Here is a 26,842-nt window from a genome sequence, read left to right on the forward strand (position 1 = left end):
CCCAAGCGGGCCGCACAGGGGCTACGCAGGCAGGCGCTGCAAGGGAACGTGCAGCCCCTGCGCAGGCAGGCGGTTGCCCGCCTGCTGCACTGCCTCTGGGACGGGAGCGCTGTGCTGCTCTTGCCCCAGACGGAATACCTCCACGGACTGCACCAGCTCCAGCGCCCGGCCCTTGAGGCTGGTGGCGGCAGCGGCCATCTCCTCGACCAGCGCCGCATTCTGCTGCGTGACCTGGTCCATTTGCACCACGGCCTCCCCCACCTGGCTGACGCCCTGGCTCTGCTCGGTGCTGGCTGCGCTGATCTCCCCCATGAGGTCGGTCACCCGGCGCACGGCCGCCACCACCTCCTGCATGGTGGCACCGGCCTGGTCCACCAGCGCGGTGCCCGCTTCCACGCGCTCCACGCTGGTGCCAATGAGCTGCTTGATCTCCTTGGCCGCGGTGGCCGAGCGCCCCGCCAGGGCACGCACCTCGCTGGCCACCACGGCAAAGCCCCGGCCCTGTTCGCCTGCGCGGGCGGCCTCCACGGCGGCATTCAGCGCCAGGATGTTGGTCTGGAAGGCAATGCCGTCGATCACCTGGATGATGTCGGCAATGCGCTGCGAGCTTTCGTTGATGCCTTTCATCGTGTGCACCACCTGCCCCACGACAGAGCCCCCGCGCTCGGCCACGGTGGTGGCAGACAGGGCCAACTGGTTGGCCTGGCGCGCGTTGTCCGCGTTCTGACGCACCGTGGAGTTGAGCTGCTCCATGGATGCCGCCGTCTGCTGCAGCGCGCTGGCCTGCTGCTCGGTGCGTGCGCTCAGGTCGTTGTTGGCCTGGGCAATCTGGCTGCTGGCCGAAGCCACGCCCTCCGAGCCCGAGCGCACCTGCGAGACCACCGCACGCAAGCCCTGGAGCATTTGCTGCAAGGCATGCAGCAACTGTGCGGTTTCGTTGCGTCCCTGGGCCTGCATCTGCACCCCCAGATCGCCCGCCGCCACGGCGCGTGCCACGTCCACGGCACGCTGCAAAGGCACGGTGATGGCCCGGATGATCCAGGTCGCCAACACACCGGCCACCACCAGCCCCAGCACGACACTGAGCCATACCGCATTCTGGATGGCGAGCACATCCGCCTGCGCATTCTTGACCGCTTCATCCAACAGGTCCGACTGGAACGCAATGAGGGCGTCCACCGCACCAAAGTAGGTATCCAGCACGGGGCGCACCTCGGTCAACAGATAGGCACGAGCGCCTGCCACGTTGCCTTCGCTCACAAGTGCCATGAAATGGTTCTGCGCTTCGATGTAACGCGCCCGCTGTGCCTCGATGGCGCCGAGCAGCTCCTTGCCGCGCGTGGTGCTGATGTCGGCTTTCAGGCGCGCCAGCAGCTCCCCGATCTTCTGCCGGGCCGTCAGCACGGCGCCCTGCTGGCGCTTTTGTTCCGCAGCGTCGTCCACCAGCGCGATGTTGCGCATGCCGATGGCAATCTGGTTGAGCTGACCCTTGACCTCGTTGAGCATGGCCACGCGCGGAATGCGCTGGTCGGTCACGGTGCGAAAGTCATCCTGGATGGCACCGCTGCGCCACAGTGCCACGGCCCCCAGGGCAATGATCAGGAAACCCATGATGGCAAAACCCAGAATCAGCCTTGCCGAAATCTTCATGTCGCTCAGGTTCACGGAACACCTCCTCGCGGGTACAGGGCGTTGAGTTGCAGGAGGACGTTGTAACGCCGTTTTATTTCAAAGACAAGTTATTTGTGTGAAGCTCCCGCAACGCCTCCCGCAACGCCTCTCGCAACGCCTCTCGCAGGCCACCTACCCGTACCGGTTTGCCGCTAGCATCGAACCCCACGCACCCGAAAGCCCTACCGATGGATCTCAAACCTCTGATCACACTGCTGGCCATCGTCAACCCGCTGGCGATCGTGCCGTTCTTCATCCACTACACGCAGGGGTTCTCACAGGAGCAGCGCCTGCGCACCATCCGCACCGCCTCGTTCAGCGCGTTCTGCGTGATCGCCGCCTGCGCGTTGCTGGGCCTGCAGATCCTGGACTTCTTCAGCATCTCGCTGCAGAGCTTTCAGGTGGGCGGCGGCATGCTGCTGCTCATCAGCGCCATGAACATGCTCAACGCCCAGCCCGCCGAGGCCAAGGCCAACACGCACGACCTGGAGGAAGGCGTCGAGAAGGCCGCCGCGGGCTCCAGCATTGCCGTGGTGCCGCTGACCATCCCGCTGCTCACCGGCCCGGCCACCATGTCCACCGTGGTGATCTACGCCGACCGCGCACAGACCTTCTGGCAGCATGCCGCACTGGTGGGCTACGGCGTGGTGATTGCCGCTGCCACAGCGGTGTGCTTCTCGCTGGCCGAACCGATTGCGCGCGTGCTGGGCAAGACCGGCATCAACGTCATGACACGGCTCATGGGCCTGATCCTCGCAGCCCTGGCCGTGGAAGTGATGGCCGAGGGCCTGGTCAAGCTGTTCCCGGTGTTGAAGTGAAACACCCCCATGAAGTGAAACTCCCCCCTGAGTCGCCTTCGGCGCCTTCCCCCCGCTCTCGCAGCGCTGCGCGCTGCGGGCAGGGGGACGCTCCCGGCGCGGCGGGGCGGCCCTTGCGCGGGAGCCCTGGTCTGGAGCGTGCCGGTTTCATGCGGCGCAGGTGCCGCGTTCGCCCAATGGATCACTGACATGGCACACCGCCTGCTTCTGCTGGAAGACGACCCCGCCATCGCCCGCACCGTGGCCTACTGCCTGGAGCGCGAAGGCCTGCAGGTGTTGCACAGCCTGCTGCTGCAGGACGCGCGGCGCCAACTGCAATTGCAGGCCTTTGACCTGCTGGTGCTCGACGTCGGCCTGCCCGACGGCAGCGGCCTGGACCTGCTGCGCGAACTGCGCCACGCGCCGGCGGGCCTGCGCACGGCCACCGCCACGCCCGTGCTCATGCTCAGCGCCCAGGGCGAGGAAATCGACCGCGTGCTGGGCCTGGAACTGGGCGCCGACGACTACCTGCCCAAACCCTTCAGCCCACGCGAACTGGCCGCCCGCGCCAAGGCCTTGCTGCGCCGCAGTCAGTTGCCACGCACCACCCACAGCGCCCCCACGGGCCAGGGACTGGAGCACGACGAGGCCGGCCAACGCATCCTGCTGCACGGTCAGGCGCTGGTACTGACGCGGCGCGAATACCTGCTGCTGGCCCAGTTGCTGGCGGGCGCCGGACGCATCCACACCCGCGAAGCCCTGCTCGCCGCCGCCTGGGGCGACGACAGCGACAGCCAGGACCGCACCGTGGACACCCACATCAAGACCCTGCGCGCCAAGCTGCGCGAACTCGACCCCACGCGCGACTACATCCGCACGCACCGGGGTATGGGGTACTGCCTGGATGTTTGAAGTCAAATTGGCCTCTAGCGCTTATTTGGCGGGCGCAAGCAGCTATCATTTTTGATATGACCTACCTCCGCCGCACCCTCAAAGTCCTGAGCTGGACGGCCTTGGTCATAGGGGTCTTGGCTGCCATCAGCCTGGCCTTGCTGATCGCCGCCAACTGGCGGGATGACCCCTTGAGCGAAGCCGCACAGCAGGCCCTGCGATACACCCCGCCCACCGAGCAGGCGCTGGAGGACAACGGCTATCTCATCCTGTTGGGGCTGGACGCTCCCCTCCAAGGCGACGCCGTTGCCGATGCAATCGCCCTGGGCCGCCAGCGCCTGGCGCGCGAGATCGAGCGCAGGCGCTGGGTGGAGGCGCACGGCGATGCAGAGGAGGGCATGCCACAGTCCATCCCGGTGGAAAGCAGCGGCGACGGCGTACTTTCGATGCGGCTGCGCTGCCCAGCAACGGAGTCGGATTGCTTCGACTGGTATGGCAAGCACCGGGAAGAGATCAAAGCGCTGGTGCAAGCGAACCAACCACTGATGCAGCGCCTGCAGGCGGCCGCCACTGCTGCACAGTTCAGCAATCCGGCACCTTTCTATCTGCTGGCCGAATTCCCGCCGTATGCGCGCCTGGCACGCGCCCATGAGCTCTGGCTGGCACAGGCATCGTTGGAATGGACACGCGGACAGCCGCAGCGGGCCATGGACATCGCCCGCCAGGCGGTGCAGTTGCGCAGCCGCCTGGCCCACAGCTCCAACAACCTGCTCACTTCCATGGTCGCGCTGGCCATGCAGTACCGTGAACTGCGCTGGCTCAGTGATGCGAGCGCGCACCTGACGCCACAGATGTCGGCGAAAGTATTGAAGCCCCTCGAAGAAATGCTGGACAAACCACCCCCCCCCTGCACTCTGCCTTTGAAGGCGAAAAGCAGTTCGTGGCCAGCATCTCTTTCTCACAACTCGACCCCAAGACCTTTCGCTTTTTCACGTCCCCCTGGATTGAGGAACCGGCTTGGTGGCAACACTTGCTGGACAGAGGGGCCACCTTGGGCTTTCTGCCTCAACATTCACTCAATCTATCCATGGAGAATCTGCAGCGGATGCAAGCCCTCAGCGCCCTGCCCGCTCACCAACTGGAGGCCGCGTTCTCCAACAACCCGCGCAAAATGGCGGAAGACAGCGCCTGTGACAAGCCCTGGAAACACCTGCGCAATGGTGTGGGCCTTTGCATGATGGCCATCATCGTGCCCGACTACCCAAAACACCTCCAGCGCATCGCCGATATAGACGGCTACCGCCGTCTCGTGCTCCTGCAGCACCGCGCCGCCGCACAACGCGTTGCGCCAAAAGACATGCCCACCTGGCTGGCCAAGGCACCTCAGGAATTGCGCAACCCCTACACCCTACAGCCCATGCAATGGGACGTCGCCACCGGCAGCTTGGTCTTTGAAGGACGCGAGCCCCAAAACCAGAATCCCGATCAGTCGCCGGTTTACCGCATCCGCCTGCACCGCTGATTTCAAGATCAAAACAGGCCCTAGCCCCTTATCAATAAGCGCAAGCAGCTATCCTTTTTGAACCATGCGCCTCGGTATCCGCCTGCTGTTCGCGTTCTTTCTCATCAACGGCATTGCGGCCTTTTTTGTGCTGCGGGTGTTCACCGCCGAGATCAAGCCCAGCGTGCGCGAGGTGATGGAGGACATGATGGTGGACACCGCCTACCTGCTGGCCGAACTGGCCAGCGAGGACCTGGCCGCCGGGCACCTGCCGCAGGGGGGCGAACGCAGCGCCTTTGCGCGCCAGGTAGAGCGCTATGCCCAGCGCCCGGTGCAGGCGCCGATCTGGGGCTTCACCAAGCAGTCGCTGGACTACCGCGTCTATGTGACCGACGCCAAGGGCAAGGTGGTGTTCGATTCGCGGCACGAGGCCGAAGGGCAGGACTTTTCGCAGTGGCGTGACGTGGCGCGCACGCTGCGCGGCGAGTACGGCGCCCGCATGACACGCGAGGTGCCGCAGGACGACGGTAGCGGCGTGATGCATGTGGCCGCACCCGTGGTGGCGCAGGGCCGCACCATTGGCGTGCTGACCGTGGCCAAGCCCGTGCGCGCGGTGCAGCGCTTTATCGACCGCGCCGAGCACAAGGTGCTGATGGGCGGCGTGCTGCTGTTGCTGCTGTCGGCCGCCGTCGGCGTGGGCGTGACGCTGTGGATGGTGTGGAACGTGCGCCGCCTGCGCGACTACGCCCTGAGCGTGCAGGGCCCTGCACTGGGCGAAGCGGCCAGCGCCACCCCACAGCCCCTGGCCGTGCCCGCCGTACCGGGCGAGCTGGGCGACCTGGCCCGCGCCATGGACCGCATGCGCGAGCGGCTGGAGGGGCACGACTACGTGCAGGCCTATGTGCGCGCGCTCACGCACGAACTGAAAAGCCCGGTGGCCGCGATCCGCGGCGCGGGCGAGCTTCTGCAGGACGAGCTGCCCGCCGCCGACCGCAGCGTGTTTGCCACGCAGGTGGTGCAGCAGAGCGAACGCCTGCAGCGCCTGATCGACCGGCTGCTGGAGCTGAGCAAGCTCGACCAGCGCCACCACGCCGACAGCCCCGGCCCCATGGCGCTGCGCGACTGTGCCCAGGCCGCCCTGGCGCACTGCCAGGCGCGCGCGGCGCAGCGCGGCATGGCCCTGGTGCTGCAGGGCGAGGGCGACAGTGGCCCCTGGGAGGCCGAGCTGGTGACCCTCGCGCTGACCAACCTGCTGGACAACGCCATGGACTTTGCCCCGCCCGGCAGCACCGTGCGCGTGGAACTGGACGGCGCCCGCGTGGCCGTGCAGGACGCTGGCCCCGGCGTGCCCGACTTTGCGCTGCCCCGGCTGGGCGAGCGCTTCTTCACCACCGCGCGGCCCGGTGGCGAGCGCAGCGGCTCGGGCCTGGGCCTGGCCATTGTGCGCCGCGTGATGGCGCTGCACGGCGGGCGCATGCACGTTGCCAATACCCAGCCCGGACTGCGGGTGACATTGGAGTTCAACCGCTAGCAGGCGGCGGCGCACTTCACACCCACCTCACAAACTTCATGCAGACCACACGGTGCGGCGGGAGACTGCCCTGCACTTTTCACCGTGGAGGACATCTTGAAGAACATCTGGTTTGGCAAACTGGCCGCGCTGGCGGCCATCGTGCTGGTGCTCGTCATCGGCCTGGGCATGATCGAAGCCGTGGTGCGCGACCGGCAGCACTACCGCCACCTGACCGAGCAGAGCGTGGCCGACAGCCTGGCGGGCGCGCAGACGCTGATCGGCCCGGTGATCCACAGCGCCTGCGTGGAGAGCTGGGACGTGGAAACCGGCAAGGGCGACGAGCGGCGCATGGTGGAGCAGCGCCGCGAGTTCCGGCTCACGGCCATGCCCGAGACGCTGCGCCTGAACACCGACGCCGCCATGCAGGAGCGCGCCCGGGGCGTGCACAAGGTCAACGCCTTCAGCCTGCAGACGCGCATCCTGGCACAGTGGGGGCCGCTGACAGCGCTGCAGCCGCAGTCCAGCATCCAGGGCTCGCGCATGCAGTGCGGCGCGCCCATTCTGATGCTGGCCGTGGCCGATGCGCGCGGCATTCGTACCGCGCAGTTGGAGGTCAATGCCCAGGAGTTGGCGCTCAAACCAGGCACCTTCCACCCCACCTATGCACGCGGGCTGCACGCCAGTCTGCCCGAATCGGTACGCGGCGGGGCCGAAGGCCTGCAGGCCACGCTGAACCTGGAACTGGTGGGCACGCAGCAGGTCTCCATCGTGCCGCTGGGCGGGCGCACCGAGGTACAGATGCAAAGCCCCTGGCCACACCCCTCGTTCTCGGGGCGCTTTCTGCCCACCGAGCGCACGGTGCGCGCCGACGGTTTTGAGGCGCAGTGGCGCCTGTCCTCGCTGGCCACCACGGCAGCGCAGGACATTGCCGAGTCCAAGCCCGTGTGTACCAGTACCCCAGGGGAAGACAACCTGGCCTACGCTGGCGCAGCGAACCAGCCACACGGCTGCGTGGACAGCTTCAGCGTCGCCTTCATCGACCCGGTGAACCCGTATTCGCTGTCAGACCGGGCGACCAAGTACGGCGTGCTGTTCATCGCGCTGACCTTTGTGGCCGTGGGCCTGTTCGAACTGATGGGAAATGGCCCCCACGCTCCGCCGCTGCGCGGGTCGCTGCCCCCCGAGGGGGCCGCGTTTTCATCTTGGGGCGGCCCGGCGATGAAAACCCTGCGCGTGCACCCCGTGCAATACCTGCTGGTGGGCAGCGCGCTGTGCAGTTTCTTCCTGCTGCTGGTGAGTCTGTCGGAGCACCTGCCCTTTGGCGCGGCCTATGGCATTGCGGCCATGGCCTGCGTGCTGCTGCTGGGCTACTACGCCACGCACATGCTGGGGAGTGTGCGCCGGGGCCTGCCGTTCGGTGCGGGCATTGGGGTGCTGTACGGCATGCTGTACGTGCTGCTGCAACTGGAGCAAACCGCCCTGGCTGTGGGAGCGGTGGCCTTGTTTGCGGTGCTGGCCACGGTGATGGTGCTGACACGCCGCGTCAACTGGTACGGGCTGACGGCCACTCGCTCCCCCGACCGCCCCACCGCCCGCACGGAGGCCGCATGAACACCCACGCCCCTGCCATGGCGGCAACCGCCTGGGCGCAGCACCTGGCGGCGGCCCCCGCCACGCCCACCCGCCTCAGCCCCCAGGAAGCGCTGCGCGTGCAACGCTACCAGGAACGCATGCTCGCAGCCCTGCAAACGCGCGACCGCTGCGCGCTGCGCGCCACGCAGCAGGAGGTGCTGCGCAGCGCCTATGCAGCCAAGACGCCCCCGGCCTTGCGCCAGGCCTTGCGGCTGCTGGTGTGGCACATGGCGGCCTGCTTGCCGCTGCGCCAAGATTTATATGAAACAGGGCTCTAGCGCCCACCAGGTAAGCGAAAATAGCTATTATTTTGATAGCGTTTGCGCCGTTCCGTGGGCTGCATGGTCGTGACCGCCCTGCCCGGCCAGCGGCGCAATGAGGGCGGCGTCGATGGCGCCAAAGGGCAGCACGCTGCCGCCCCGGCGCTGGGCGAAGGCCTGGGCATCTTCGCGCGTGGCAAAGGCCGGCAGGTTGCCCGCGCGCATGGGGCCTTTGGCCGTGGAGCCGTGCACAAACCAGGCGCTGCCAGCGTCCACCCACTGGCGGCTGGGCACGTCGGTGACGTAGCGCGCAATGATCTGGGCGGCGCTGCGCCCCGGGCTGTAGCGCTCCACGTCCTGCAGGTACATGAAGAGCGAGAGCGGCGAGTCAAAAAACTGTGCGTCGCCGTTGTCGAAGATGACCTGGGCCGCCCAGTCGGGCGCGCGCGCGGGGAACATGCCGCAGACCGGGCAGCGCACATCGGCAGGCACCGGCCGCGCGGCGTGCAGGGGCAGGCCCGAGGCGCGGTCATACGGCGTGGGCGGCGCAACGATGCAGACATCGGGCTCCAGCGCCGCTTCGGGATTGCCACCGCCCAGCCCCTGCCACACGCCCACCTGCCAACCGCCCCAGCCCAGCAGCAGCGCCAGCACAGCGACGCCCGCCACCACCCGGAGCGTGCTGGCAGACAAGGCAGGGCTGGCGATGCGAGCGGGCATGGTGGGAATGGCGGGGAAGTCCTACATCCGGGTGTCGTGCAGCGCGCCGCCGCTCAGGTCCACCATGTCGGCCTTGATGTCGCCAAAGCGCAGCACCTTGCCGCCATGCTCGGCGGCGAACTTGGTGGCGTCGGCCTCTTGCGCAAAGCTGCCGATGGTCGGCCCCATGGAGCCGTGGCGTTTGCTGCCCAGCACGTAGAAGGCGGTCTTGGCGTCGATCCAGTGGCCTTGCGGCTGGTTCCAGTCGGCCTTGCCCATGTCCTGCACGTACACGGCCTGCACGGCACGCACCTGCTCGCCCGCCAGCAGGGTGCTGAACAGCTCCACCGTGTCGCAGAAGAAGCTGGGCTTGTCCTGGCCCGCGAAATGGATCTGCGCCTTGGGGCCGGGGTAGTCGGCCAGCAGCATGCCGTCGAGTTCGCAACTGGTGGAGCGGTCGATTTCGACCGGCGCCAGCGAGCGCTGCTGCGCGGCCTGCTCGCTGCAGCCGGACAACAAGCCCAGCGGGGCGATGGCGGATGCAGCGGAAATGGCCGCCCAGCCCAGCAGGCGGCGGCGGCAGGAACAGTGGTATGTCATGGCTTGAACCTCCAATGCGCCAGAGCCAGTGGCACTGCAATCCAGACCAGCATGGCACCGCCCATCTTCAGGGGGCTGCCCATGGCGGGGGGCACCACGGTGGCCAGTCCGTACAGCGTGCGCACGTCTTCCAGCGAAAACACATTCAGGATGCGGAACACATCCGCCGGGTTGAGCAGCAGCAGCAGCGCAAAGGATTCGCCGCCAAAGCGCCCGCCGCTGCCCACCAGCACGCCCAGCAGCAACAGGTCGAACACCAGCACAAAGAAGAACCAGGTGGCGATGGCCAGGCCCGAGGCACGCGTGCGGTCGCGCGCGAGCACCGACAGCAGCACCGCCAGACTCAGAAAGGCCAGGCCCAGCAGCACCGAGCTGAGCATGAAGCCGAAGTAGTGGTACATCGAGGCCCAGCTCATCTGCCGGGACAGCAGCACCGCCACCATGCCAAAGCCCGCCAGGGTGGACAGCGCCAGCGCCGCCGCCAGGCCCAGGTACTTGCCCAGCAGCAGCTCCAGGCGGGTGATGGGCAGGGACAGCAGCAGGTCGAGCGAACCGCGCTCGCGCTCGCCCACGATGGCGTCAAAGCCCAGCAGCAGCGCGATCAGTGGAATCAGGTAAATGACCAGGCTGACCAGGCTGGCGATGGTGAATTCGATGGAGCGAAAGCCCACGGCGCCCTGCTGCGCGCCGCCGAAATAGGCGATGACGAGAGAGAACACGGTGAACACCAGCGCCACCGCCAGCACCCAGCGGTTGCGCATGCGGTCGCGGAATTCCTTGGCGGCAATGGTGAAGATCTGCGTCAGTTCCATGGGCCGTCTTTCAGTCTGCAAAGCCGAAGAACACGTCTTCGAGCGAGGGTTCGAGCATCTTCAAGTCCTGCACGCGCGCGCCCAATGGCGCCAGGGCCGCCAGCACCGCCATCTTGTGCGTGCGCGGGCAGCGCAGGCGCAGGCCGGTGGGCAGCACTTCGGGCGTGATCCCCGTGGCCTGCGCCAGCAGGCGGCAGGCCTCGGTGGCGTCCTGTGGCGTCAGGTCGATGGTGAAGCACAGCGGCATTTGGGTCTGCTCGCGCAGCGCCTGCACGCTGCCCACGGCCTGAACCTTGCCCGCGGCCATGATGGCCAGGCGGTCCACACGCTCCTGCAGTTCGGCCAGGATGTGTGAGGTGATGATGACCGTCACGCCATCGGCCTGCAGGCCGCGCAGCGTGGCGTAGAAGTCGCGGATGGCCTGGGGATCCAGGCCGTTGGTGGGCTCGTCCAGGAACAACACGCGCGGCTGGCCCAGCAGGGCCTGGGCAAAACCCAGGCGCTGGCGCATGCCCTTGGAGTATTCACGCACGGGCCGCTGCCCTGCATGCTGCAGGCCCACGCGCTCAAGCACGGCCTGGCATTGCGTTTGGGGCGCATGTTTGAGGCGCGCGAAAAAGCGCAGCGTCTCCAGGCCGCTGAGGTTGTCGTACAGCACCACGTTCTCGGGCAGGTAGCCCAGGTGGCGCCGGGCTGCGCGAAAGTCGCGCCCACCCACCTGGGCACCACCCACCACAATGCTGCCCTGCGTGGCGGGGACGAGGCCCAGCATCATCTTGAACAGCGTGCTCTTGCCTGCACCGTTGTGGCCGATGAGGCCAAAAATCTCGCCACGCGGGATGTCGAGGTCCACGCCATCGACGGCGTGCAGTGCGCCGTAATGTTTGCTCACGCCACGCAGTGCAACTGCGACGTCCTGCGCTGCAGTGTCACTGGCTGGGGAAATGCTTGCCACGCCATTCGCTCCATTGTTGGTGGGTTGGTTGCATGCGGGGTTTGGGGTCCACGACCGAGGGCACACGCAGCACGGGAAACTGCTGGCCCACCAGGCGCAGCGCCTGCACCGCTGGGCTGGCCAGCAGCAGCTTCATGCTCGGGTGCTTCCAGGTGAGACGGTCCACCATGTCGTTGGCCTCATAGGGCACATCGCCCCGGCTGTCGCCGTCACGGTCCCAGCCCAGGTAGTTGCTCCAGTGGTTGCCGCCTTTCACGCCCCAGCGCTCGTCCCGCGAGCCCACATAGCGCACCTGCTCGCGGTTACCGATGAAGTCATTACCCTCGACCTCATTGCGCGTGGAACCCGCCGACAGGTGCACGCCCACCACGTTGTCCACCACCAGGTTGCCGTTGAGCTTGATGTACTCCACGTCGTAGATGAAGAAGCCCCGGTTGTTGCCGGCCACGATGTTGTTCTCAATCACCGCATCCTGGAGGGTGCGCAGCATGATGCCGTGGTCGGAGTTGCCCCAAGCGCGGTTGTTGCGCACCACCTGCTCACGCACTTCCATGAGGGCCAGGCCACCGCGGTTGTAGAAAGTATCGTTGTCCTCCCACAGGTTGTAGTAGGAGTTCATGTAGTGCGTGCCATAGCGGCTGCGGTGCAGCTTGTTGCCCTTGAAGACGGCATGGTGCGACACGTCCACATACAAGGCATCGCGCACGAAGCTGATGTTGTTGCGGAAAATGCGCGCACCTTTGGTGTTGTAGAGCTGGATGCCGTTGCCGCGCTGGGACGATGCGTACTCCCGCTTGCCCGTGATGAGGTTCTCTTCGATCAGCACGTCATCGGCCTTTTCGATCCACAGGCCGAACAGGTTGTAGGTCAGATCGCAACGCCGCACCACCGCCCGGTGGGCGCCGGGGTAGAGATAGATGCCCGCATTCTGGTCTTTCAGGCTGTCGCCGGAATCGCGCACGATCAGGCCCTCAATCACCACGTCGGGTGCCGTGACCCGGATGGTGTCGCCCTGGTTGCCCCCGCTGAGGGTGGGCCGGTCAATGCCGCGCAGCGTGAGTGGCTTGTCGATCAGCAGGTTGACGTGGTACATGCCCCGCGCCACCTCGATCACGTCGCCCGGCGCGGCGGCCTTGACGGCAGCCGCCAGATCCTGGCCCGGTTGCACCGATATGGTGGCCGCCCAAGCGATGCCCGCACCCCACCAGCCCAGCAGCACGGCACAGGCCGTGCGCAGTAGGACACCTGTCATAGGATCAGCAGACCCAGCGTCTTGAGCGCCAGGAACAGTGCTGCACCGATCAGCAGATTCTTGAATCCGACGTAGCTCATCATGTCCATCACGCTGGCCGCACGGTAGTTGCCGCGCCACCAGACACCGTCCTTCACATAGCGGCGACCTGACAACCGGATCAGCACTTCATAGACGCTCCAGCCGAACCACCAGCCGATGATGGCGCCCGAGGACAAATGCCCCAGGGCCGCCATGACCCAGGCCACAGTGGCAGCCACCGCCAGCGAGAAGCCCGCCACCTGCAGCGCGCGCTGGCTGTGCCAGCCTTCCGCGCTCCAGGGCCAGAGGTGATCGCGTACCTCCAGCATGATCCACCTGAGGCGGGATTCACCCGCCTTGTGGAAGGGTGCCACAGGTTCGGTAGGCATGCGTGGGTCGGGGCCATTCGCGGCCTTGGCGCTGATCTGCGCCTCAAAGCTGGTGTCCGGATGGATCGGGATGAAATAGCCGTTGGCCCCGATGGGCGTGATCTCCAGACCGTCCTTTTCGCGGCGCTTGCGCTCCTTGGCCAGGGGCGGGCAACCCTTCACATCGGTGTACAGCACCATGCAGTCCAGGCAGTGCAGGCATTCGCGGTGGTCGATACGACCATCGGCATCGATGGCCTGCGCACCGCAGCCCACAGCGCAGGCCTTGCAGCTATTGCAGTCCTGCTTGCGCTTGAGGCCGAACCAGCGGAAGGTGCTGGGCATGGCCAGCGACGCGCCCAGCGGGCAGATGTACTTGCAATACGGCCGCTCGATGAAGATCGACACACCCAGGATGGCGGCCACGAACAGGCCGTAGGGCCATGCGCGGTTCATCACACCGACCAGGAAGGTGGTCTTGAACGGCTCCACCTCGGCCAGCTTCTCGGCCATGCCCATGGAGAACATCGACACCGCGAGCAAGGCAAAGAAGACAGCGTACTTGAGCCACTTGAGACGGTCGTGCCACTTTTGCGGTAGCTTGGTCTGGAAGCGCCCCAGGCCCACCAGACGCGCGATCTTGTAAATGGATTCCTGCAGCGAGCCAAACGGGCACATCCAGCCGCAGAACAGGCCGCGCCCAAACAGGAACACGGTGACGATGATGAAGATCCAGAACAGGAAGATGAACGGATCAGACAGGAAGAGCGACCAGGTCCACTGGAACAGGATCGAATGGAACCAGGTCAGCACCTGCGTGATGGAGGGCTGCGCCATCAGGCCAAAGCCCACCCAGGCCATGCTGATGGCCCAGAAGCTGTACTTGAAGCCGTTGACCGGCCACTTGTTCTTGTGGGTGGACAGTCGCGTGAGCTTCTCGCGGTAGGCATACACCACCGTGACTGCCACAAGGACCAGCGCGAACAGGGCAATCGAGACAGCCTGGGACTTCCACACGCGCACCCAAGGCGCATCCGGCTCGTCCACCTTGGGCCGTCCGCCCTCCAGCATGGCAGCGGGCAACCAGTACTTGGATTCAAAGACGGCAAAGCTGCGATGCCCGGTGGCACGGTCCACGCGGTTGCCCAGGAAGGCCAGCTTCCAGGGGTAGGCCGCCGAGAACGACTGGGAGCGGATCACGAAGATGGCCGACTCGGTGTAGCGCGGCGCACCTGCGGCCTCCAGACCGTAGAGGTTGTAGGAATCCAGATCGCGGAAGGTGAACGAATCCGCGCCCTGCTTGACCTGCACGCGGTCGTAGATACCGCCGCGCACAAAGCCCGAGCCCTTGAAGGACTCGGCCCCTCCCGTGCGGACGATGAAGAACGCGCTTTCCTCCGGCTTGAGGCGCGAGCGCAGGTTGTCGAAGCCGTGGTTGCCCAGCAGGCTGCGACCCACGTCGGGGTGGTTGAGATCACCAAACCACAGTTCGATGAACGGTTCGGGGTTGCGCTCCAGCCCCACCTGTTCGGGCTTGACGAGCAATCGCTGCACCGCGCCCATTTCGACGAGCTGCGCCCAGTCGTAACGCTGGCCATTGGTCGCAAACCGCGCGGGATCACGCACCGTGGGCGCGATGATGCCGGTCTGGCGTGCCACGGCGGAGCCCGAAAGCATCATCACCTGGTTTTGCGCGATCACGGTCACGGTGGCGCCGGAGATGGCGTCCACACCGATCACTTCTTCCTCGGGGCGCGAGGGACCGACCTCCAGCTTGTCGGTGACGGACTTGCCCAGGTACTGGTTGTTGAAATTCACCAGCGCCGACTCCGGGATGCCGAGCAACAAAATGGGCTCGGAATGCTTGAGCACCTTGACGCCCACGAAGCGCCCCTGGGTGTCCATCCCGATCAATGTGACCACCGGCTTGCCCGAGTAGGCGGGCGTGTCGGTGATGTCGGTCGAGAGCATCACATAGCCCAGCAACTTCTTCTGGGCCGAATCATTGTCATAGGCCTCCACATACGGTGGCTGCCCCTTGCGCTGCGAAAAATGCCCTGCGCCCGGAAACACCTCGGCGCAGGGCAGCAATGCACACATATCAGGCGCCGTGTTGGCACCCTCCGGTAGCTCGGCCTCGTAAGCGCCCGCATGGACTTGCGGAGCAAAAAGCGACAGCGCCAGAAAAAAAGCGACCCCGAGGATCGCGAACCGATGACCGAGCAGAAACATCACACTTTCCTATCAAGGAGGCGCCGCACCCCTGTGCGAGCGCCCCCGGTTGGCTGCCTATCAGGCCTCAACGATCATGCGCGTACGCATTTCCAGGTGAAGCGCGTGGCAGAAGTGGGTGCAATAGCACCAGAACACGCCGGGTTGGTCGGCAACAAAGGTCACCGAAGCCGTTTCCTGCGGATTGACGATGAAGTTGACGTTGTAGTTCGGAATGGCGAAACCGTGCGTCAAATCTTCGATCTTGTCCAGGTTGGTCAGGATCAGGGTGACTTCGTCGCCCTTTTTCACCTTGAACTCGCGCATGCTGAAGGCCGGCGCTTGCGAGGTCAGCTTGACCGTCACCTTCTTGCCGCTGCGGAACACGCCAGATTCCTTGGGATCCTTGATGGCCAGCGGGTGGTGATCCAGATCATAGACCTGCTTGGGCTTGACCAGATCGCGCTTGAAGATGATGAAGTCGTGCGGCTCGCCACGCACCGGGTGGTCGGCCAGGAGCACCATCTTCTCGCCAGAAATGTCGATCAGCTGCTCGTTCTCGGCGTGCAGCGGGCCCACGGGCAGGAAGCGGTCCTTGGAGAACTTGCAACCCACCGCCAGGTACTTGCCATCGGCGGCAATCGTTTCGGATTGCGAGGCGTTGATGTGGCCGGGCTGGTAGTGCACGTCCAGACGGTCCACCACATACTTGGCGTTCTTGTCACCCTTGTGGAAGGCAATCGCCTTGTCGATGTTCCACTTGACGACCTGGCTGTCCAGGAACAGCGTGGTGAAAGCATTGCCGCGACCGTCGAAAGCAGTGTGCAGCGGGCCCAGACCCACTTCGACCTCGGCAACGATGGCGTCGTCGAGCTTTTCCGACTTGCCGTCGAACCAGTCAAGCACCTTGGCCAGCTCGATCACGGTGACGGTCGGCGAGAGCTTGCCGGCGCAGATGAAGTACTTCTGGTCGGGGCTGGCGTTCACGCCGTGGGGGTTCTTGGGCACGGACACGTAGGCCGTCAGAGCGGTCTTGGGGTCCTTGTTGGCTTCGTGCGTGCCGTCCACCACGGGCACCTTGGAGCTGCCGATGGTCTTGAACTTGCCAGCCTTGACGGCTTCTTCGATGCGGGCGATGTTGAAGAACAGGCAGGCGTCGCGCTCGGCGGACATCATGTCTTCGTACTTGGCGCCCATTTCGGTGTTGTACTGGTTCGTGGCGGCGAGCTTGCCGTCGAACGAGGTGGCCACCAGATCGCAGTTGCCGTCGATCAGCACCTGCCAGCGCACTTCCATGGTCTCGGCATCCACGCACGAGAACAGCGAGCGGTACTTGCTGGAGTCTTCGATACCGGCGTTGGGCAGGGGAATGGAGAACTCACCGCCGCAGAACACGCGGGTGGTGTAGTTGATGGCCTGATCCACGGGGTCGCGCTTGTCCGGGAAGATGCCGTGGAAGCCCTGCACGTTGGGCAGCTGGGTGATCTTGTCGCAGACAAAATAGTCGAGGCGGATACGGGCGATACGGCTGTTGATCTTGTCGTTGATCCAGGCGTAGCGGCCGTCGTAGTTGCCGTCCTTGTAGGAGGCGTGCGTGTGGTGGGTATCGCCCACGGTGTAACGCAGGTGGCCATCGGGCTTGGTGCCCATGACGGCCTTGGATTCGTTGGTGATGCCCCAGCCGACCAGTGCGTCGGGCACGAAGCAGGGGATGCGCAGAAGTTCGCGACCCGAAGGCAGGCCCAAAACGCGCATGTCACCGGTGTGGCCACCGCTCCAGAGGCCGTAGTAGGTGTCGAGTTCGCCGGGTTTCAGGTGGACATTGGCACCGGCGTGGGCTGTCGGTGCAGGTGCAGGTGCGGGTGCAGGTGCCGCAGGTGCCGCTGCAGGAGCTGCCGCCGGCTTGTCATTGCAGGCTGCAACGCCTACCGTCAAGCCCGCCAGCGCAGCGGTGTTGATGAAACGTCGACGGCCGAGGCCTACGGTTTCATTGGGTGTATCCAGTTTCTTGTCGCTCATGTTGACCTCTCTTGGTTAAGGCGTGTGAAAAACGGAGGGGCTCGCGCTGGTGGCGGAGCCCCCATTGCGGCTGGAATGTGATCAAGGGATTGGGTGGCACGCAACTGGGCCGCCGGCGACAGGGCCGGCAACCGTGCTTGCTGAGGATCTGGAGGCGTGTTGGCCAACAAACACAGGGTGCAGTCCATGCCCATGTCGGACGCATCGACCGCATTGCCTTGTGCTGAATGGATGATGATTTTTGTCAAGCCCGACGCGGAGCACACCAACTCCATCGCCCGGGGCTGAACCAGTGGCGATGCCATCGCCACCCCCATGCTCACAATGAACCATGCTGCGACCAAGCGCCGAAGCCATGGAATGGATCTGAGGGTTTTCATGGACGGCAAGTATAGGGAGCCAAAGTGAACCGAGGTTGATTTCGGTCATGCTCTATCGCTGCACTGACGGCTTGGCAATCCAGCCATGCCGATTACATTATGGGACACGCAGTGTGGGTAAGACAGCATACGCTTGGCCAGGGCGCTATGATTTGTGGTCCGCCCACCCCGACTGCCGCCATGCGAGGAGCAGATCTTCTGTTTCGGGCTGGGGAGCGGCTGCATCCAAGGCGCGTAGCCCCTTGATTCTTTCATTCTCCACTTCCTATCCACGACCATGAAAAAGACCTCTTCCGTCATCGCACTGAGCGCTCTGGCGCTGTTCCTGACCGCCTGCGGTGACAAGAAGCCCGCCGAAGCCCCTGCCGCAGCGCCTGCTCCCGCAGCAGCCCCCGCACCCGCACCGGCCCCTGCAGAACCCGCCCCCGCCGCAGCACCTGCGGCCTCGGAAGCACCTGCCGCGCCCGCAGCCTCCGAAGTCGCCGCCGCCCCGGCCGCTCCTGCAGCACCTGCAGCCAACCCCGAAGCGGGCAAGTCGGCCTACAACAAGACCTGCGCCATGTGCCATGCCGCTGGCGTGGCTGGCGCACCCAAGCCCGGCGACAAGGCCGATTGGGGCCCACGCATCGCCCAGGGCAAGGACACGCTGTACAAGCACGCCATCGAAGGCTTCAACGGCGCCAAGGGCTCGATGCCTGCACGCGGCGGCAATGCCAAGATGTCCGACGAGGACGTGAAGGCCGCTGTCGATTACATGGTCGGCCTCTCGAGCTGATTTATAGGAGAGTTCCATGCACGAGCCACTTGCACCCCAGGGCCTGACCCGGCGCCGCCTGGCCATGGCACTGCCCCTGCTGGGCGCCGCTGCCCTGGCGCCCGCCGCACTGCAGGCGGCAACGCCTGCCGTGGTGGAGCGCAGCCAGCGCACGCTCATGGGCACGCAGGTGGACATGGTGGCCCAGGGTCTTGACGCTGGCGCTCTGCGCAGTGCCATGGACCGTGCATGGAGCGAGATGGAGCGCCTTGCCGCGCTGATGACGCGCTACCACCCGGACAGCACCGTCAGCGCCCTGCACCGCGCAGCGGGCCGGCATCCTGTGCCCGTACCCGCTGAGGTGTTGGCCGTGCTCCAGGCCGCGCAGGCGATTGCAGTGCAAACCCATGGGGCCTTTGATGCCACCGTGGGCGCACTGCCCTGGCAGTTCGGTACCGCCGAGCAGCACCTGCCCAGCGCCCAGGACATCGAAGCCCAGCGCCGCCTGGTGGGCTACCGGGGCTTGGTGATCGACGCCAAGGCCGGCACCGCCTTCCTGCAACAGCGCGGGATGGCACTGGACCTGGGCGGCATCGCCAAGCTCCCCATCCTCGAAGCAGGCATGCGCACGCTGCGCGCCCAAGGCGTGGAACATGCCATGCTCAACGGCGGCGGCGATGTGCTGGTGGCGGGGCGCCTGCAAGGCCGCCCCTGGCGTGTGGGCCTGCGCGACCCGCGTGCGCCCGAGCGCCTGCTGGGCGTGCTCGCGCTGGAAGGCCAGGCCATCGTGGCGTCTTCGGGCGACTACGAGCGCTTCTTCATGGCCCAGGGCGAGCGCCAGCACCACATCCTGAACCCAGCCACCGGGCGTCCCACGCAGGGCCCCCGCGGCGTGAGCCTGCTGGCACGCGATGCGGCCAGCGTGAACGGCCTGGGCACCGCCCTGATGGTGATGGGCAGCGCTGCCGCGCCCGCGCTGCTGCAGCAGCGCCCTGGCGTGCAGGCCTTGGTGGTCGAGCGCGACCACAGCATCTGGCAAACACCTGGCATGGCGGCCGTGCTGCGCACCGCCTGAGCCTCTGCCGTCCTTGGCACCAAGGCCCTGTTTGAGCGACAGGGCCTTTTTTTTACAGGCTCGCAGCGAGCGCCGTGTATTCCTGCACCGGCACTTCCTCGGCGCGGCGCTGCACATCGAAGTTGCCCGCAAAACCACGCGCCTCCAGCCAGCGGCCCAGGGTGTGGCGCAACAGCTTGCGGCGCTGGCTGAAGGCCACCTGCACCAGTTCCTCCAGCAAAGCCACGTCCAGTGCCACAGGCTCCTCGTGCGGCACCATGCGCACCACGGCGCTGTCCACGCGCGGAGGCGGATCAAAGCTCTCGGGCGGCACGAACAGCACGTTCTCCATGGCGTAGCGCCACTGCAGCATGACGGACAGCCGCCCATAGTCGGCCGTGGCGGGCGCTGCCACCATGCGGTCGATCACTTCCTTTTGCAGCATGAAGTGCTGGTCGGCAATCACATCCACATACTTCAACAGATGGAACAGGATGGGCGTGGAGATGTTGTACGGAAGGTTGCCAACCACTCTCAATTTGGTAGCGCCCAGCGCTTGTGCCACCTGCGCAAAATCGACCTTCAGCACATCGGATTCGATGACCTGCAACTGCGCATGCTGGCGCAGGCGCTGCGCCAGGTCGCGGTCCAGCTCGACCACGGTGAGCCGCCCCAGCCGCTCGACCAGCGGCTGCGTCAGCGCCGCCAGCCCCGGCCCGATTTCAACCATGGGCTCGCCCGCCTGCGGCGCAATGGCGCGCACGATCCCATCGATGATGGCCGGATCGGACAGGAAATGCTGGCCGAAGCGCTTTTTTGGAACGTGCTTCATTGGGGAGGGTCGCGGTACTCAACGTAAGCGCGGCCGCGCACTTCCTGCGTCCAGGTGGCGTAGGCGTCTTCGGTCTTCTTCATGCGCACGGCCTGGCGCGCCACCTCACGCTGCTCGCGCGCGGACAGGCGTTGCTCGCGCCGCTCCTGCAACTGGATCAGGTGCACGCCAAAGCGCGAAATCAGCGGCTGGCTCAGGTCGCCGGGCTTGAGGGCGTCCATGACTTCTTCGAACTCGGGCACAAAGGTGCCCGGATTGACCCAGCCCAGGTCACCGCCCTGCTTGGCGCTGGCGTCCTGCGAATGCTCGCGCGCCAGTTGGGCAAAGTCGGCCTGGCCCGCAAGAATGCGGCGGCGATAGTCGGCCAGCCGCTCCACCGCGGCGGTTTCGCTGAGCTGGGCGCTGGTACGCAGCAGGATGTGGCGTGCGCGGCTTTGCACCACGGTGGCGGGCAGGCTGGCGCGGCTTTTCTCGATCAACTTGAGCACATGGAAACCCGCGCCGGAGCGCACCGGTCCGGCCACGCCACCCACCGGCAGACTGGCCACCGCCGAGACAAACAGCTCGGGGTAGCGGTCCGCAGCGCGCAGGCCCATTTGGCCGCCCGAATTGGTGGCGCCGGGCGCGTCGGAAAACTCGCGCGCCAGGGCGGCGAAGTCCCCATTGGCGCGCGCCTTGTCGGCCACGCCCTGCGCACGCGCCTGGGCTGCTGCCACCTGGGCCTCGCTCGCATCCTCGGGCACGGCGATGAGCACCTGGGCGATGTTCAGCTCGGTACGGGCCAGGTCGGCGCCCTGCGGGGACTGTTCGCGCAGAAACTGATCGATCTCGGGTTCGCTCACGCGCACGCGGGCGTCCACCTCGCGCTCGCGCAGGCGCTGCAGCGTGAGCTGGCGGCGCAATTCCAGGCGGAACTGCTCGCGCGAGACGCCCTCCGCCGACAACCGACGCAGCATCTCTTCCATGCTGACCTCGTTGCGCCGCGCGATGGTCTGCGCAGCCTGGTCAATGGCCAGCTCATCCACCGTGATGCCACCCTCCTTGGCCAACTGCATTTGCGCCTTTTCCACGATGAGCTGCTCCATGACCTCCGCCGCCAGCAGGTCCAGGGGCGGCTGCGCGCCACCGGATTGCTGGATCTGGCGCAGCACGCGTGCCATGCGGGCGCGCACCTCGTTGTTGGTCACAGGCTCGGCATTGACGACGGCCACGATGAAGTCGGCCTGGCGCTGGGTGTTGGATGGCGCTGCCACAGGGGCCGACAACTGGGGACGTTGCGCCCCTGGCAGGCGCACGCCCTGCGCTGCGGCGCCCAGCGGCACGAGGGAGGCCAGGCCCATGAGGCCCACAGCAATGGCACGAGGTTTCATGGTGAGCATGCGGTGCGTTAGTCGTAGTTGCTGAAACGGCTGGGGGTGCTGACCTGGTCACGCAGGTAGCGGTAGCCGGGAATGTTCTGCTTGAGGCTGGACAAGGGGTTGGAGCCCAGGCTCAGGCGCGAGAAGCCGACGAACTCGATCTGGAACAACAGGCGCGTGTTGGAAGTGCTGCGGCTGTTCTGCAGGCGCTCCAGCACCACGCGGCCAATCCAGCAGCAGCTGTCGTACTCGAAGCCAACCACCGTATCGACCAGCTTGCGGTCCTGCAGGCTGTAGTTCAGGCGGCCCACGCTGTACCAGCGCGCCTGCTTGGGGCCCGACGTGCCGGAGGCCTTGTCCGCAGCGCCCCACAGGCTGTCGAGCGGCCACTGCCAGCCCACATCCACCTGCTCGCTGGTACCGCGCTGCAGGCGGTAGGCCGCACTCACCACGCGGTAGGCGCCGGGCTGGTAGCGGGCGCTGAGGGTGGAGCGGATCGAGCGCCGGGTCTTGGGGTTGAACTGCACGGTGGAATCCATGCCCCACTGCGTCGTCCAGTTGACAGCCGCACCCAACATCACGTCCGACAGGCGCTCGCTCACCGGCGTTTCACTGGGCAGGGTGACGTTCTGGTCCGAAAAACGCAGCCGCTGGGCAATGCCGAAGCGCGCAGCCTCGGCACCTGTGGTCGGGTTGAGCAGGCGCGTGGTCACACCCAGGGTCAGCAGGTTGTTGTCGGCAATGCGGTCCTGGCCACCGTAGGCGTTCTCGGTGTAGATGGTGGCGAAGTTGAAGTCGTTGGCCGCCGTGTCGTACAGGGGCAGCATGCTCTGGTCGCGGTACGGCGTGTAGGTGTAGAAGGCGCGCGGCTCCAGCGTTTGCACGAAGGCCCGGCCGAAGTACTGCGCATCGCGCTCGAAGAACAGGCCGCTGTCCAGACTGAAGGTGGGCAGGGCGCGGTGGACCGAGCGCACACCGCTGGGCAGCAGGCCGTCGAACTGGTAGTTGCTGGCATGCCACTGCAGGCGTGGCGTGACAAAGCCCGACGGCGCCAGGAACGGGCGGCTGACCTGCGCCAGCAGGTAACTGCGCTGCGCATTGGGCTGCCCGGTGAGCGCCGTGTCGGCCCGAAACCGCGTGGCGTCGAGCTCCACGCTCGCATCCAGGCCGCCCGCCAACTGTTGCGGCGCATAGCGCCACTGCCACTGCGGCAGGCGGTCGTACGGAGGCACGATGGGGGCCGAGGCATCCTGCAACGTCTGCCATTTGAGGGTGCGCAGGCGCATGCTCATGTCGCCCAGGCCCCAGGTGAACAAGGCATCGCCCGGCAGCAGGCGCTGGCGCACCACCTGCGCATCCGATGACACATCGCGCGAGAAATCGCGCCAGAAGTCATCGTCGCTCACGCGGCGCAGATTGACCTGCAGGCCCAGCGCTCCCACCGGCACGCCAATGGCGCTGTTGTGCTCCAGCGCATAGCTCCAGCGCGTGCGCTGACGCAAGCGGTCGTTGGGCATCACATCGGCGCGCACCTGGCCCTGGTAGCTGGGCTCCAGGTAGCGGAACTCGCCACCCAACTGCACGCCGCGCTTGGCCATCAGGGCCGCCTGCATGGTGGCGTCGCGGTTCGGAGCGATGTTCCAGTAATAAGGCTGGGCGTACTCAAAACCATTGGTGCTGTCGAGCCCGAAGGTCGGCGGCAACAGCCCGCTCTTGCGCTTGTCGGACAGCGGAAAGCTGATGGCTGGCACCGGCAGCAGCGGCACGCCCTGGAACTCCAGCACCGCACCGCGTGCGCTGCCCACCTCTTCGGCCTGGTCGATGTCGATGCGGTCGGCGCGCAGCACCCAGTCGGGCTTCCACTGTTCGCTCTCTTCGCGCGTGCAGGTGGTGTAGGTGGCCTGGTGCACCTGGGTCCGGTCGCGGTCGATGAAATCCACGCGCAGGGCATCGCCATGGGCACCGTTGGCCAGCAGCTGGTAGCGCGTGTCGGTAAAGAAACCCTCGAAGGCGTTGACGCGCAACTGCAGCTGCGTTCCCTGGTACACATTGCCTGCGCGGTGAATGCGCACCCGACCGGTGGCCGTGGCCTGGTCGTCAGGCACGGTGTATTCCATGCGGTCGGCGCGGATCACGGTGTCCCCACGGCGCAGCTCGGCATTGCCTTCGATCTCGGCGCGCACATCGGGCTGACCGGTGATGCGATCGCCCTGCACGAACACCGGCAACTGCGAGCGCACCTCTGGTGGAATGGTCTCGGCCAGCAAGGGCGTATTGCGCAGGACGGGGGGTGCGTCCCAAGCGCTGGGCTCCTGCGCCAACGCTGCCAGCGGCGCACCACAGCACAGCGCCGCCACCAGCCGCGCCACGGCACGGGGCACCAGCCCAGGCACAGGCGCTGCCGCACCCAGCACAGGGGCGGGCAACAGGAAGAAGGGCGCTGGACGCAAAGGCACTGGATGCAAAGGCTTCATCGGTGGCAGGCCCGGATGGCGGCGCGCCCATGAGCGCCCCTTGAAACCACCAGAACCCAAAGGCCGGGTTTGTAGAATCCGATTATCCATGAGCCACCCTGCTTCTTCCGCATCCCCCAGCCCGGCGGGCGCCCCGTCCGCCCCCGTGGTCTGGACCGACCCTGCCCGCCACGCCGCCTTTGACGCCTGGCTGGCCCCCTTGGTGGCCGCGAACGGCCTGCTGCCCGCCAGCCTGCGCCCCGCCTCGGCCGACGCCAGCTTCCGGCGCTACCTGCGCATCGACACCACCACGCCGGGCGGCAGCTGCATCGTGATGGACGCGCCGCCCGACAAGGAGAACTGCGCCCCCTTCGTGCAGGTGCAGGCCCTGATGCAGCAGGCCGGCCTGAACGTGCCGCGCATCCTGGCCTTCGACGCCACGCACGGCTTCATGCTGCTGTCCGACCTGGGGCCACACACCCTCATGCAGGCCCTGGACCCCCAGGCGCCGCAGGACGCTTTTCGCTGGTACCAGCAGGCCACCGACCTGCTGATCGACTGGCAGAAGGCCTCGCGCCCCGGCGTGCTGCCGCCCTACGACGAAGCCCTGTTGCGGCGCGAGCTGGCCCTGTTCCCCGACTGGTACCTGGCCCAGCACCGCAAGGTCACGCTGACCGACGCCCAGCAGCAGACGCTGGCGCAGAGCTTCGCGGCCATCGTGGCCAACAACCTGGCGGCCCCGCAGGTCTTCGTGCACCGCGACTTCATGCCGCGCAACCTGATGCAGCCCGTGACGCCGGACGCGCCGCTGGGCGTGCTCGACTTCCAGGACGCGGTGTACGGCCCCATCACCTACGACATCGCCAGCCTGATGCGCGACGCCTTTTTGAGCTGGGACGAGGACTTCGTCATCGACATCACCGTGCGCTACTGGGAAAAGGCGCGCAAGGCCGGTCTGCTGGGCGCCCACAGCGCCAGTGGCTGGGGCGCGGACTTTGGCGACTTCTACCGCTGCGTGGAGTGGATGGGCCTGCAGCGCCACCTGAAGGTGGCCGGCATCTTTGCGCGCCTCACGCTGCGCGACGGCAAACCGCAGTACCTGGCGGACACGCCCCGTTTCATCGCATACATCCGTTCCACGGCCAGCCGCTACCGCGAGCTGGCGCCACTGCTGCGCCTGGTCAACGAGGTGGAACAGGTGCAGGAAATCACAGGTTTCGCCTACGGGCGCGTCTAGCAAAACCTTAAGCAAAATTGGCCTCCAGCGCAATGAATACGGGCGCCAATAGCTATCATTTTCATAGCAAATGCCCCGCTTTCACTGCCCTGTCCCGCTGACCCCCGGCGAAGAAATCGCCCTGCCGCCTGGCGCCGCGCGCCATGTGCAGGTGCTGCGCATGCAACCGGGCGAGGCGATCACGCTGTTCCACGGCAGCATTAACGGCCCCGGCGGCGAGTTCGAGGCCACCGTCACCCGCATGGGCCGCAGCGAGGTGCTGGCGCGCATCGGCACGCACCACGCCGTGGAACGCGAGGCTGCGCGCGCCGTGCACCTGCTGGCAGGCATCACCGCCAACGAGCGCATGGACTGGCTGGTGGAAAAAGCCACCGAGCTGGGCGTGGCCAGCATCACCCCGCTGCTGGCCGAGCGCAGCGTGCTCAAACTCAAGGGCGAGCGTGCCGACAAAAAACTGGCCCACTGGCAGGCCGTGGCCGTGGCCGCGTGCGAGCAGTGCGGCCGCAACCGCGTGCCCACCCTGCACCCCGCCCAAACACTGGCCGACTGGCTGCAGGCCCCGCCGCAGGACGGCCAGCGCCTGCTGCTGTCGCTGCGCCCTGGCACACAGCCACTGCACGCCGCAGCGCCAGGCCACACAGGCCTGGTGTTCCTGTCCGGCCCCGAAGGCGGCCTCAGCAGCACCGAGGAAGACCTGGCCCTGGCCCACGGCTTTGCCCCCGTGACCCTGGGCCCGCGCGTGCTGCGCGCCGAGACCGCGCCGCTGGCAGCGCTGGCGGCGCTGCTGGTCTGAAACGACTCAGTGATCCATTGCGCGAACGCGGCATCCGCGACGCATGCAACCGGCGCACCCCAGGCCAGAGCTCCCGCGCAAGGGCCGCCCCGCCGCGCTGGGAGCGTCCCCCTGCCCGCAGCGCGCAGCGCTGCGAGAGCGGGGGGAAGGCGCGCAGCGCCACAGGGGGGTGTTTCATTTCAGCGCCGGGGCTGATTGAAGGGCTTGACCTGCCCGCAGTCTGCCCCCAGCCAGCGGCCTTTCTGCACCATGTCGATCTGCTCGGGGCGGCCGTTTTCCTGCGTGGTCTTGAAGCGGTGCTTGCCGCTGTAGGCCGTGGGGCTTTCAATGGTGACCGTGCCCTCGCCCGAGGACGGCGGCTGGCCCTTGCCGCCCTTGCACTGGAACGCAACCTTGACAGTGTTGGCGCCCACGCGATCCACCTTTTGCGTGCAGCCTTCCTGGGCGGGGAGCTGGTCCATGTCCACGTCCTGCTGCGTCATGCAGATGCGCACCACATGCCCGCCGCCGGGCGTCATGCCCACGCCCTGCTGGGCCATCATTTGCTCCATCTGCTTGCGCTGCTCGGGCGGCATGCTGGCCAGGGATTTCTGCATCTCGGCCATGGCGGCTTCCATCTGGCCGCTCTGGCTCTTCATGGTGCCGCTGTGCTCCCACAGGCCGGGGCGCAGCTTGGTGGCTTGTGCCGCGGCTGCAGTGGCAAAAACGCTTGCGGCCGCCAGGGCCAGGGTCCAGGGTGCGATGCGCATGGGTGGTTGTCCTTTCGAGGGGTGGCGAAG

The 26,842-nt window shown here is 66.4% G+C and carries 24 protein-coding genes; 11 read left to right on the top strand and 13 right to left on the bottom strand.

All coding sequences use genetic code 11. The features are described from left to right. Nucleotides 1-21: 21 nt before the first annotated feature. The gene (locus GWK50_RS17835) at nt 22-1,665 is read right to left on the bottom strand and encodes a methyl-accepting chemotaxis protein (RefSeq protein ID WP_277950302.1); all 1,644 of its coding nucleotides are present in this window, start codon (nt 1,663-1,665) and stop codon (nt 22-24) included. 194 nt (nt 1,666-1,859) lie between these two features. On the opposite strand from GWK50_RS17835, the gene GWK50_RS17840 reads away from it, so the two are divergent. The 7 genes from GWK50_RS17840 to GWK50_RS17870 all read left to right on the top strand — a co-directional run bounded on the left by GWK50_RS17840 (nt 1,860) and on the right by GWK50_RS17870 (nt 8,283). Further along, entirely contained in the window at nt 1,860-2,489 is a 630-nt protein-coding gene (locus tag GWK50_RS17840) for a MarC family protein (RefSeq protein ID WP_162017680.1), read from the top strand. Between the two features lie 189 nt (nt 2,490-2,678). Next, nucleotides 2,679-3,380 carry a winged helix-turn-helix domain-containing protein gene (locus GWK50_RS17845; protein ID WP_162017681.1) on the top strand — a complete coding sequence of 234 codons (702 nt, stop codon included), beginning with the start codon at nt 2,679-2,681 and terminating at the stop codon, nt 3,378-3,380. A 137-nt stretch (nt 3,381-3,517) separates the two neighbouring features. After that, on the top strand, nt 3,518-4,597 hold the full coding sequence (locus tag GWK50_RS17850) for a hypothetical protein (protein WP_162017682.1): 1,080 nt from the start codon (nt 3,518-3,520) through the stop codon (nt 4,595-4,597). Continuing rightward, entirely contained in the window at nt 4,594-4,881 is a 288-nt protein-coding gene (locus tag GWK50_RS17855) for a hypothetical protein (protein ID WP_162017683.1), read from the top strand. The genes GWK50_RS17850 and GWK50_RS17855 overlap by 4 nt, the downstream gene beginning before the upstream one ends. A gap of 64 nt (nt 4,882-4,945) precedes the next feature. Beyond that, nucleotides 4,946-6,391 (top strand): two-component system sensor histidine kinase CreC, encoded by a 1,446-nt coding sequence (creC, locus tag GWK50_RS17860; RefSeq protein ID WP_162017684.1) that lies wholly within the window; start codon nt 4,946-4,948, stop codon nt 6,389-6,391. Between the two features lie 93 nt (nt 6,392-6,484). After that, the gene (creD, locus tag GWK50_RS17865) at nt 6,485-7,984 is read left to right on the top strand and encodes a cell envelope integrity protein CreD (protein ID WP_197905076.1); all 1,500 of its coding nucleotides are present in this window, start codon (nt 6,485-6,487) and stop codon (nt 7,982-7,984) included. After that, nucleotides 7,981-8,283: a hypothetical protein gene (locus GWK50_RS17870; RefSeq protein ID WP_242455426.1), complete on the top strand. Its 303-nt coding sequence runs from the start codon at nt 7,981-7,983 to the stop codon at nt 8,281-8,283. The genes creD and GWK50_RS17870 overlap by 4 nt, the downstream gene beginning before the upstream one ends. A gap of 27 nt (nt 8,284-8,310) precedes the next feature. Here GWK50_RS17870 and GWK50_RS17875 read toward each other — a convergent pair whose 3' ends face one another. From GWK50_RS17875 to GWK50_RS20110, 8 genes are read right to left on the bottom strand one after another with little or no spacing between them, the layout of a single operon-like run. Further along, the gene (locus tag GWK50_RS17875) at nt 8,311-8,985 is read right to left on the bottom strand and encodes a nitrous oxide reductase accessory protein NosL (protein ID WP_162017686.1); all 675 of its coding nucleotides are present in this window, start codon (nt 8,983-8,985) and stop codon (nt 8,311-8,313) included. A 21-nt stretch (nt 8,986-9,006) separates the two neighbouring features. Further along, nucleotides 9,007-9,564 carry a nitrous oxide reductase accessory protein NosL gene (locus GWK50_RS17880; protein ID WP_162017687.1) on the bottom strand — a complete coding sequence of 186 codons (558 nt, stop codon included), beginning with the start codon at nt 9,562-9,564 and terminating at the stop codon, nt 9,007-9,009. Next, complete coding sequence (locus GWK50_RS17885; RefSeq protein WP_162017688.1) at nt 9,561-10,376, bottom strand: ABC transporter permease subunit; 816 nt, start codon at nt 10,374-10,376, stop codon at nt 9,561-9,563. The genes GWK50_RS17880 and GWK50_RS17885 overlap by 4 nt, the downstream gene beginning before the upstream one ends. A gap of 10 nt (nt 10,377-10,386) precedes the next feature. Then, nucleotides 10,387-11,331 carry an ABC transporter ATP-binding protein gene (locus tag GWK50_RS17890; RefSeq protein ID WP_162017689.1) on the bottom strand — a complete coding sequence of 315 codons (945 nt, stop codon included), beginning with the start codon at nt 11,329-11,331 and terminating at the stop codon, nt 10,387-10,389. After that, nucleotides 11,306-12,583 (bottom strand): nitrous oxide reductase family maturation protein NosD, encoded by a 1,278-nt coding sequence (locus tag GWK50_RS17895; RefSeq protein ID WP_197905034.1) that lies wholly within the window; start codon nt 12,581-12,583, stop codon nt 11,306-11,308. The genes GWK50_RS17890 and GWK50_RS17895 overlap by 26 nt, the downstream gene beginning before the upstream one ends. Beyond that, entirely contained in the window at nt 12,580-15,204 is a 2,625-nt protein-coding gene (locus GWK50_RS17900; protein ID WP_162017690.1) for a NosR/NirI family protein, read from the bottom strand. The genes GWK50_RS17895 and GWK50_RS17900 overlap by 4 nt, the downstream gene beginning before the upstream one ends. A 60-nt stretch (nt 15,205-15,264) precedes the next feature. Then, the gene (gene nosZ / locus GWK50_RS17905) at nt 15,265-17,202 is read right to left on the bottom strand and encodes a TAT-dependent nitrous-oxide reductase (protein ID WP_162017691.1); all 1,938 of its coding nucleotides are present in this window, start codon (nt 17,200-17,202) and stop codon (nt 15,265-15,267) included. After that, nucleotides 17,199-17,582: a DUF2946 family protein gene (locus tag GWK50_RS20110; protein ID WP_347339546.1), complete on the bottom strand. Its 384-nt coding sequence runs from the start codon at nt 17,580-17,582 to the stop codon at nt 17,199-17,201. Before GWK50_RS20110 ends, nosZ begins: the two co-directional genes overlap by 4 nt. Nucleotides 17,583-17,859: 277 nt before the next feature. Between GWK50_RS20110 and GWK50_RS17910 the strand changes: the two genes are divergently transcribed. Continuing rightward, nucleotides 17,860-18,357 carry a c-type cytochrome gene (locus tag GWK50_RS17910; protein WP_162017692.1) on the top strand — a complete coding sequence of 166 codons (498 nt, stop codon included), beginning with the start codon at nt 17,860-17,862 and terminating at the stop codon, nt 18,355-18,357. A 16-nt stretch (nt 18,358-18,373) separates the two neighbouring features. After that, nucleotides 18,374-19,411, top strand: coding sequence for an FAD:protein FMN transferase (locus GWK50_RS17915; protein ID WP_162017693.1), 1,038 nt, complete (start codon nt 18,374-18,376; stop codon nt 19,409-19,411). A gap of 52 nt (nt 19,412-19,463) precedes the next feature. Here the strand turns inward: GWK50_RS17915 and rsmA are convergent, their stop codons facing one another. The 3 genes from rsmA to GWK50_RS17930 are packed head-to-tail and all read right to left on the bottom strand — an operon-like array spanning nt 19,464 to nt 24,054. Then, nucleotides 19,464-20,222 (bottom strand): 16S rRNA (adenine(1518)-N(6)/adenine(1519)-N(6))-dimethyltransferase RsmA, encoded by a 759-nt coding sequence (rsmA, locus tag GWK50_RS17920; RefSeq protein WP_162017694.1) that lies wholly within the window; start codon nt 20,220-20,222, stop codon nt 19,464-19,466. Beyond that, nucleotides 20,219-21,592: a peptidylprolyl isomerase gene (locus GWK50_RS17925; RefSeq protein WP_162017696.1), complete on the bottom strand. Its 1,374-nt coding sequence runs from the start codon at nt 21,590-21,592 to the stop codon at nt 20,219-20,221. Before GWK50_RS17925 ends, rsmA begins: the two co-directional genes overlap by 4 nt. A 17-nt stretch (nt 21,593-21,609) precedes the next feature. Then, entirely contained in the window at nt 21,610-24,054 is a 2,445-nt protein-coding gene (locus tag GWK50_RS17930) for an LPS-assembly protein LptD (protein ID WP_162017698.1), read from the bottom strand. A gap of 88 nt (nt 24,055-24,142) precedes the next feature. On the opposite strand from GWK50_RS17930, the gene GWK50_RS17935 reads away from it, so the two are divergent. Then, complete coding sequence (locus GWK50_RS17935; protein ID WP_162017700.1) at nt 24,143-25,270, top strand: phosphotransferase; 1,128 nt, start codon at nt 24,143-24,145, stop codon at nt 25,268-25,270. Between the two features lie 70 nt (nt 25,271-25,340). Then, a complete protein-coding gene (locus GWK50_RS17940) occupies nt 25,341-26,063 on the top strand; it encodes a 16S rRNA (uracil(1498)-N(3))-methyltransferase (protein ID WP_162017702.1) in 723 nt (240 codons plus the stop codon). Between the two features lie 179 nt (nt 26,064-26,242). On the opposite strand, the gene GWK50_RS17945 is transcribed toward GWK50_RS17940, so the two are convergent. Next, a complete protein-coding gene (locus GWK50_RS17945; RefSeq protein ID WP_162017704.1) occupies nt 26,243-26,812 on the bottom strand; it encodes a DUF3617 domain-containing protein in 570 nt (189 codons plus the stop codon). Between the last annotated feature and the right edge of the window lie 30 nt (nt 26,813-26,842).

It is taken from the genome of Acidovorax sp. 210-6 (assembly GCF_010020825.1).
Lineage (GTDB): Bacteria > Pseudomonadota > Gammaproteobacteria > Burkholderiales > Burkholderiaceae_C > Simplicispira > Simplicispira sedimenti.